General features: G+C 53.8%; 7 protein-coding genes and 1 pseudogene. 5 read left to right on the forward strand and 3 right to left on the reverse strand.

Annotation, left to right across the window (positions count from 1 at the left end):
- The first annotated feature begins 13 nt into the window (after nt 1-13).
- The 4 genes from mutL to ACW73I_RS13410 are packed head-to-tail and all read left to right on the forward strand — an operon-like array spanning nt 14 to nt 4,531.
- Nucleotides 14-1,879, forward strand: coding sequence for a DNA mismatch repair endonuclease MutL (gene mutL / locus ACW73I_RS13395; RefSeq protein ID WP_458029888.1), 1,866 nt, complete (start codon nt 14-16; stop codon nt 1,877-1,879).
- Nucleotides 1,880-2,818, forward strand: a complete 939-nt coding sequence (gene miaA, locus ACW73I_RS13400; RefSeq protein WP_458029889.1) for a tRNA (adenosine(37)-N6)-dimethylallyltransferase MiaA — start codon at nt 1,880-1,882, stop codon at nt 2,816-2,818.
- A complete protein-coding gene (locus ACW73I_RS13405) occupies nt 2,811-3,404 on the forward strand; it encodes a 5-formyltetrahydrofolate cyclo-ligase (RefSeq protein ID WP_458029890.1) in 594 nt (197 codons plus the stop codon). The genes miaA and ACW73I_RS13405 overlap by 8 nt, the downstream gene beginning before the upstream one ends.
- A complete protein-coding gene (locus ACW73I_RS13410; RefSeq protein ID WP_458029891.1) occupies nt 3,401-4,531 on the forward strand; it encodes a carboxynorspermidine decarboxylase in 1,131 nt (376 codons plus the stop codon). Before ACW73I_RS13405 ends, ACW73I_RS13410 begins: the two co-directional genes overlap by 4 nt.
- Nucleotides 4,532-4,618: 87 nt before the next feature.
- Here ACW73I_RS13410 and ACW73I_RS13415 read toward each other — a convergent pair whose 3' ends face one another.
- Nucleotides 4,619-6,694 carry a sodium-translocating pyrophosphatase gene (locus ACW73I_RS13415; RefSeq protein ID WP_458029896.1) on the reverse strand — a complete coding sequence of 692 codons (2,076 nt, stop codon included), beginning with the start codon at nt 6,692-6,694 and terminating at the stop codon, nt 4,619-4,621.
- A gap of 785 nt (nt 6,695-7,479) precedes the next feature.
- Here ACW73I_RS13415 and ACW73I_RS13420 point away from each other — a divergent pair.
- The gene (locus tag ACW73I_RS13420; protein WP_458029892.1) at nt 7,480-7,671 is read left to right on the forward strand and encodes a hypothetical protein; all 192 of its coding nucleotides are present in this window, start codon (nt 7,480-7,482) and stop codon (nt 7,669-7,671) included.
- A 38-nt stretch (nt 7,672-7,709) separates the two neighbouring features.
- Here the strand turns inward: ACW73I_RS13420 and ACW73I_RS13425 are convergent, their stop codons facing one another.
- Complete coding sequence (locus tag ACW73I_RS13425; RefSeq protein WP_458029893.1) at nt 7,710-8,402, reverse strand: glycine-rich domain-containing protein; 693 nt, start codon at nt 8,400-8,402, stop codon at nt 7,710-7,712.
- A gap of 263 nt (nt 8,403-8,665) precedes the next feature.
- Nucleotides 8,666-8,873, reverse strand: a pseudogene (locus tag ACW73I_RS13430) (hypothetical protein); the annotation flags it as partial.

Genomic DNA, 8,873 nt, shown 5'->3' on the forward strand with positions numbered 1-8,873 from the left:
TCGAGCGTTGTTCATGCGGATCCATGCCTTACCCACTCAACTGATCAATCAAATCGCGGCCGGCGAGGTGGTCGAGCGCCCGGCGTCCGTCGTCAAAGAATTGGTTGAAAATTGCTTCGACTCGGGCGCTACGTTGATCGGGATTGACATCGAGCAAGGCGGGATCAAGCAAATCAAGATTCGCGACAATGGTTGCGGTATCCATAAAGAAGATTTGGCGCTAGCCTTGTCCCGCCATGCGACGAGTAAGATCGCCTCATTAGACGATTTGGAGCATGTCAGCAGCATGGGTTTTAGAGGCGAGGCTTTGCCCAGCATCAGTTCGGTCGCGCGCTTGACTTTGATTTCCCGCACGGCCGATGCCCAATGTGCTTGGCAGGTCAGCGCCGACGGCACCGAACAACATTTCGATCCTCGGCCGGACCCGCATCCGCCGGGCACGACAGTGGATGTGCGCGATTTGTTCTATAACACGCCCGCCCGGCGCAAATTCCTGAAGACCGAAAAAACCGAATTCGGCCATATCGAGAGTCTGATTCAGAAATTGGCACTGAGCCGCTTCGATGTCGGCTTTGTGCTGCAGCATAATCAGCGCGAAGTGTTAAACCTCAGGCCTGCGACCACACCGGCTCAACAGGAAAAAAGAATTGCCGCTATTTGCGGCTCGGCGTTCATCGACCATGCCATCAAAATCGATTACGCCGCGTCGGGTTTGCATCTATCTGGTTGGGTCGGTTTGCCGACGTTTTCGCGTAGCCAACAAGATATGCAGTTTTTTTACGTCAATGGCCGCTTGATCAAAGACCGGCTGGTGGCGCATGCGGTTAAACAGGCTTATCAGGATGTGCTTTACCACGGACGTCACCCGGTATTCGTGCTGTATTTGGTGCTGGATCCGGCCTTGGTCGACGTCAATGCGCACCCGACCAAACTGGAAGTACGCTTTCGGGAAGGCCGCATGGTGCATGATTTCTTGTTTCAAGCCCTGCATCGGAGTCTGGCCGAACAAAGACCCGGACAAGCGCCGGCCCACGCTGTCGACGTGCAGGCGATGCCCGCCGAGCCCCCGAGCCTTGAACCCAAGCCGATGCCGAGCCGGCAGGTTTCGTTGCCGTTGATGGAAGCGCAAGCGGCGGACCTTCATCAGACCAAAACGACAAGTACAGGCGCGATGTCCGCTACGCGCGGCTTCAATTATTCGGCCGATAAAACGCAGCCTGCCAGTGTTGCCGATCAGCTACAGGCTTACGGTAAATTGTTTCCCCAATCGGACTCCGTTGCAGACGAACAAGCCATGCCTCCGCTCGGTTTTGCACTGGCGCATATTCATAATATTTATATCCTGGCCGAAACCGCAAACGGCATTATTCTGGTCGACGCGCATGCCGCGCACGAACGGGTGACCTACGAACGCTTGAAGCAAAATTACCACAGCCGGTCGATTGTTTCGCAGCCGCTACTGCTGCCTATCAAGATTCAAGTGAGTAGTGCCGAAGCCGATTTGGCCGAGCAGGAACACGCGTTTTTCCATCATTTGGGTTTTGAATTAAACCGCTCGGGACCGGAAACGGTTGTGTTGAGGAGCACGCCGGCCTTGCTGACGAAAACCGATGTCGATCAATTGATACGGGACATACTGGCCGACATGGCGACACACGGCATCAGCAAAAAGGCCGAAGAAACCACGAATGCCATTTTGGCAACGATGGCTTGCCACAGTTCGGTACGCGCGAAACGCAAGCTTAGCATCGAGGAAATGAACGCCTTGTTGCGCGACATGGAGCAAACCGAGCGCATAGGCCAATGCAACCACGGCCGTCCGACCTGGGTGACCTTGACGCACCAGGATTTAGACCGTTTTTTCATGCGCGGCCAATAAATGAGTGACAGCAGCAAGTTTCCCGTCATTCTGTTGATGGGACCAACGGCTTCCGGCAAAACGGCGCTGTCTGTATCCATGGCTCACGCCTTGAACGCGGAAATCATCAGTGTCGATTCGGCCATGGTGTATAAGGGCATGGATATCGGCACGGCCAAGCCAACGCCGGCGGAAAGGGGCGGAATTCCGCATTATCTTATCGACATAATTGACCCTAGCGAGTCGTTTTCGACCGGACAATTTAGAGCCAAAGCGTTGGAACTGATCGGCGACATTAGCCGGCGCGGCAAATTACCGCTGTTGGCCGGCGGCACCATGCTGTATTTCAGTGCGTTGACGCAAGGTCTTGCGGTCTTGCCGGAAGCCGATCCGGAAGTCAGGCAAAGATTGGATAGGGAGCTGGCCGAGCTGGGTAAGGAAGCCCTGCACGCGCGTTTGGCAGAGGTCGATCCGCAAGCGGCAGCCCGCATCCATGTCAATGACCCGCAAAGAATACAAAGGGCGTTGGAAGTCTACGAAGTCAGCGGCAAGCCCTTGTCCAGTTTCTTCGAATCCGGCCGCCAAAGCGAATTGCCTTTTAACGTCGTTAAACTGATTGTCGCTCCCGAACAGCGGTCGACCCTGCATGACAAAATCGCGTTGCGTTTCAAGCAGATGTTGGCTCAAGGTTTTCTGGATGAGGTCAAGGCCCTGCGTATGCGGGGGGATTTGAACGAAAGCATGCCGGCTATTCGCTGTGTCGGCTACCGCCAGGCTTGGGCCTATCTGAACGGCGAGTATGATTACCAGACTATGGTCGACCGAGGCATCGCCGCGACCCGGCAATTGGCCAAGCGCCAGTTCACCTGGCTGCGTAAGGAACAAAACGCCTTGCATTTAACCAGCGAGTCTCCCGATTTGCTGGAAACGGCCTTGCGCTATTGCCGCCGGTATGGATAAACAACAACAGCGCCGATTGGCCTATGCCGCACGCGACGCGCAGCCCGATAAAAACGCTGTTAGCGCCTCGATCTGTCAGCGTTTCATCGGTCAACCATGGTATCGATCGGCGCAAACCGTGCTGTGGTATGTGCATTGCCGGTCCGAAGTGCGTACCTTGCCGTCACTGATTCAACAATTGGCGACCCATAAACGCATCGTCGTACCTTATTGCACGGTGGACGATAATGGCGAACGCTGCCTGGGGTTATGGCATCTGCAAGACATTGCCGAATTAAGGCCCGGTATGTGGAATATTTTGGAGCCGCCGCGCGAACGCTGGCCGGAACCCGAAAGACAAGTGAATCCGCAGCAATTGGATGTCGTGATGGTGCCCGGCGTCGCCTTCGATGGCAAGGGCGGCCGGCTTGGTAACGGCGCCGGTTATTTCGATCGTTTGTTGCGGCGTGTTCGGCCCGATACGGTGTTGGCCGGTGTCTGCTATCAATCGCAAATATTGCCTTTGGTACCGATGGAAAGCCACGATGTCCATATGGACGTCGTCATCACCGAGCAGGCGATTTACCCGGGCAGGCGCAAAACATGATGGCCGAGTCGCTGAAACGGCGAATTGCGCATAGCCCGGCATTTATACTGGATTTGGACCGGGTTCATCGTAATCTGCAATCTTTGCGACAACTTCGGCAAGCGACCGGATGCAAGGTGTTGTATTCGATGAAGGCATTGCCGCTGGCTTCATTGTTATCCGAGTTGAAAGACCGCGTCGACGGCGTTTCGGTCAGTTCTTTGTACGAAGCGCGCTTGGCCAAGGAAATATTCGGACATTGCGCCGGTTTGCATTTGACCACGCCGGGATTGCGGCAGGATGAATTCGTCGAGTTGGCGGCCCTGTGCGGCCATATCAGTTTTAATTCCTTGTCCCAGTATCGGCATTTGCATACGCTGGCCGAAGATTATTCCAAAGGGCTGCGGGTCAATCCGAAACTGTCGTTTGCCGACGACTTGCGCTACGACCCCTGCCGGCCGCATTCGAAACTTGGGGTTGATGTTGAATTACTCCGGCACGGCTTGCCGGCAGACATCGAAGGTTTGCATTTTCATACCGTCTTCAGTCAGACCGATTTGCAGCCATTGCTCAAGACCTTTAACAAATTAGAAGCGCTGCTGCGTCGCCACCGCAAATTAAAATGGCTCAATCTGGGCGGTGGTTATTTATTTCACAGCATCGCCGATCTGGCTCCGTTGATCGCATTAGTCGGTCGTTTGAAAAGCGAATTGGTGGACGAAGTTTATCTCGAGCCCGGTAAGGCCATCGTCGGCAATGCCGGCTATTTGCTGACGACCATCGTCGATCGATTCGAAAGCGACGGGAAAACCGTCTTGGTTTTGGATACTTCCGTCAATCATCAGCCTAAGGTGTTCGAATATCAAATCAAGTCCGTTTTGGCGGAGGAAGACGTGCAGGGCGCCAATAGCGCGATTTTGGCAGGTTCGACCTGTTTGGCCGGCGACGTCTTCGGCGAATACCGCTTTGCAAGCATTCCCGGCGTGGGCGATAAACTCTTGTTTGCCGATGTCGGCGCCTATACCATGATCAAAGCCAACCGATTCAACGGTTACCCGATGCCGGCCGTGTATTTGCACCGAGACGGCGATGTCGAACTCAGCAAAGCCGATGCATACCCGGATTACCGGAATCAGTGGTTTGCATAAACGCTAGCCGCTTAGCGTCCGCCTGCATCCGATACTTGTTTAAACCGGTCATCTTGGCCTTCGCTTAAAAACCGTATCCGTGAAGAATTAAAATTCGATCCACGATGAACCGAACGATGTTGCGAACACCAGGCTAACGATGCTCATCAGTTTGATCAAAATATTCAGCGACGGACCGCTGGTGTCTTTGAAAGGGTCGCCCACGGTATCGCCCACCACCGCGGCCTTGTGGGCATCGGAGCCTTTACCGCCAAAGTGCCCGCTTTCTATCCATTTTTTCGCGTTATCCCAGGCGCCGCCGGCATTCGCCATCATCACCGCCAACAGAAAACCGGAAGACATCGTGCCGATCAACAAGCCGGCGAGCGCTTCTTTACCTAACAGGTAGCCGACGGATAACGGCACCGCTACCGCCAGTGCGCCCGGCAATATCATTTCGCGTAGGGCGCTTTCGGTGCTGATGCCGACGCAAGCCGCATAATCAGGCTTGCCGCCGCCTTCCATAATCCCCGGTATTTCGTGAAACTGCCGCCGCACTTCCACGACGATCTGGTGCGCCGCTTTTCCCACCGCGGTCATGGTCAGTGCGGAGAATAGATAAGGCATCATCGCGCCTATCAATATGCCCGGCAACATGGTAGGACCCAATATATTCAAATCATCGATTTTTGCCGCCGTTACGTAAGCACCGAGTAATGCCAATGCGGTTAATACCGCCGAGCCGATGGCGTAACCTTTACCGGTGGCGGCCGTGGTATTGCCGAGGCTATCCAATGCATCGGTGCGATGGCGCACTTTCTCCGGCAGCCGGCTCATCTCGGCAATTCCGCCCGCATTATCGGCGACCGGCCCATAAGCATCGGTGGCCAAGGTCGCTCCCAGCGTACTCAGCATACCGACTCCCGCCAGGGCGACCGCGTAAAGGCCGGCCGTCATGTTGCCGTCGGCTTTATAGCCTAACCAGATACTCAACAATATCGATAGCGCGACGATCAACACCGGAAAAACCGTACTCATCATGCCAACGGCGAAACCGTGGATGATCGTCGTTGCGGCGCCTGTCTGACAAGCTTCCGCAATGGTTTGCGTGGGCTTTTCTGTATACGACGTGTAATATTCGGTTGCAAATGCAATCGCATTACCCGCCATTAAACCGAGCAGTATGACCAGCCAATAGTTAATGCTGACGCCCGCGATTTGAACTACCGCCAAGGACAGTAACAAGATCACGATCGAAGTCGTCAAAATGGATTGGCGCAGCACCGCCAACAAATCATCCAAGCTGGATGTTTCGTCTATCGTAACGACGAACCTATCAATCAAGCGAGTAATAATGGGGTGCCTGGCCTTATCGGAACTTGCCGGCCTTTCGCCATTCACCATATAAATGCCTAACAAACTGGCGAAAATCCCGCCCGCGGCGACAAGGAACGGCAGGCCGATGAACGATGCGGATTTTGCGCCCATTGCGGCGCCGAGGGCGGCAGCCGCGATGATGGAACCGCTGTAGCTTTCGAATAAGTCCGCTCCCATCCCCGCGACGTCGCCGACATTGTCGCCCACGTTATCGGCGATGACCGCGGGGTTTCTGGGATCGTCTTCCGGAATGCCGTGTTCCACTTTTCCGACTAGGTCGGCTCCGACATCGGCCGCTTTGGTGTATATGCCCCCGCCCACTCTTGCAAACAAGGCGATACTGCTGGCGCCGAAGCCGAAACCGGTTATGTAAGTCAGTTGATTCGGATCGCCCCGGAACATCAGAAACAAAACCGTCATACCGATAATGCCGAAACTGACTACCGCCATGCCCATGATCGAGCCGCTGCCGAAAGCGACGCGCAATCCTTCATGCAGACTGCGACCGGCGGCGGCTGCCGTGCGAACGTTGGCGCGAACCGAAATGTACATGCCGACGTAACCGGCGCTTGCCGAAGCAATCGCGCCCACCACGAAACAAACGGCGGTTTGCCAATGAATAAAGGCGGCAATCACGGTCGCGATGATGCCGACGAACAGCGCCATGACACGGTACTCGCGCGACAGGAAAGCCGCTGCGCCTTCCTGAATCGCCTGTGCGATTTTTTGCATGGCGTCGTTGCCCTGGTCGTAGCTTAGAACACGGCGAAATCCCCATGCGACGAAGATACAACCTACAATACCCATCACTAAAGCGGTCAGAATAGCTACAGATGTTGGAAACACTCTTTCCTCTCCTCATTGCTGCTTCGTTTACGCGCAGTCGATAAACGATAGATTACGATTGTCGTTCGGCCAAGGTAATAGTGTCAAATGTTCTAACTTTTAGAAGCAGCATCGGTTCATGATGCATTCAGTCCATTTTTTGCAAATTACTGCCGGCCTAAATCCAAGTGAGAAAGTCAGTCCGCGCCGATGAAGATTGGATTGGCATTTATGAGCACCGCTACCAAAACGACTGTTTTTCGGCCATTAAATAATGCCCGCGTGGCGATCAAAAACATTAAAGACGCCTTGAATAAGCTACTGAAATCGGCGGTTTGACTTTCATATGCGACAAACTGTCGCAATTTTTCTGGACAATACGGTTTAAGTTCACTAGAATTCGCCCACCTTAACCGAGGCCGACACCAGGCAACAGGTTTGGTATCCAGGAGGAGAGAAGAAAGCGACCGTATAGGTAGAATAAAAACAATAAACGCAGCGCATTAAGCTACCGAGTCGACGGTAGGCGTCCAATTAATAAAAAAAACAATACCGGACGGGAGCCCACATAACGTGGGCTTTTTTATGCGTTTTTACCAATTTTTTCGGTAACTGTTCAGCGATAGGTTTAAATTTTGTTGCGGGAGCGGCTTTAGCCGCGATCGAAGGATTTTATCGCGGCTAAAGCCGTTTCCACACAACCAGCGAATCCGTTGGTTTCGAATAATCTGACACCGAGCTGAATAGTTAATTTTTTTGTTACTCAGATGGCCGAAAGAGCAGATCCACTCCCAACAGAAATCCGGGACGCCGAACGTTTCATTGAAGAGTTGATGAACGACACCAGGCACCCGGTCCACAACCGCGCTCATCCGCTGCACAATGAAGCCGTCAAGGCATTCGACGAAATGATGCGGCGTCTGGATGCGATGCGGGCCGAATGGCTTTCCAAAGGTTAAGCACAGAAATATCAACAAGTTAAGCGCGACCATCAAGATCAATCGCCGCCACAGCCTCCGCCGCAGCCGCCATCGCCTGAATCTCCGGACCCATCGCCGCCGTCCGACCAATCACCGAAACCATCGGTACAGCCGTCGAAATCCGGGCTGGAAAAATCACCGCCGCAGTACGGGGTGCCGCCGTTGTAAGTTTCGCCACGCTGCAAGTTTCGGCAATCGGGCGCGTAAACAAAGCCGTCGGCGATATTGAGCTTTTTGTCGATCGCAAACAGTAACGGTAGGCGGCTGGGTTTGCGAGGATCGATGTTTTCTTCTCGGCAAGTCAGCCACCAAACGCGCCGTAAACCGCTATTGTTCTGCCGGTCCCGGCCCAGCACGACTGCCGGCGTGTGATGTAAAAATCCGCCGAAGGCTTTTTTACAGAAGGCCTCATAGTGGCGGGTATAGAGAATATGCTCGTGCCATAAATCGTCTACCACCTGCGACGGCATAGACACATAGCGGCAACGGCCTTGCAAATAAGCCAGAAAGAACTGCCGCAATGCTCGTCCGACCAACTGACATTCCTTTAACGATAACTCCGGGCGCCTTTTCCGGAGTTTGTCGTAGAGTGACGGCGGAAAGCTGTAAGTCCGAATATAGTCGGCCCGGACGGATCGCCGCCAACGCCGCCACACAAACGTCAATAGCAATAGCAAGGTCAGGATGACGGCAAGGGCGGCTATATTCATTCGATTGGGCGCACGGATTTTAGAAAATATGGTTCAGAGCTTAGTATAAGTTTCAACGCCGTGCAGCGACACAACACTTAACGAGCAAGTTAAGCTTTAGCCCTTGTGGACATTGATAAGCATGTGATCAGGCGAAATTCGCAGTTGCGCACCCAAGGCCGACATCGCCGCTGTTCAAGGTAATGACTTGTCGATTAATCGTTACAAGGTTCACCTTGATTCAGAATAGGTGATCAGATCGCGCCAGAATATGCAATGCTCGACTATTCGAGCATATTGCTGCGTAGAAAGATGTGGCGAGTCATGAATTCGACTTGAGAAAAGGTACTGGATTTCAGTTGAGCCTGACTAATCCAATTGGCCAACGAGTCTCCGGTTTGTTCCGTTATTTCAAACGCTGCGAAACCTTGGAAACGAAGCGCCAGCGAGTGAAGGTTGAGTAGTCCCTGGAAGCCGTAGCGCCGGGCGGTT

The sequence above is a fragment of the Methylomonas sp. MgM2 genome, from assembly GCF_054172045.1.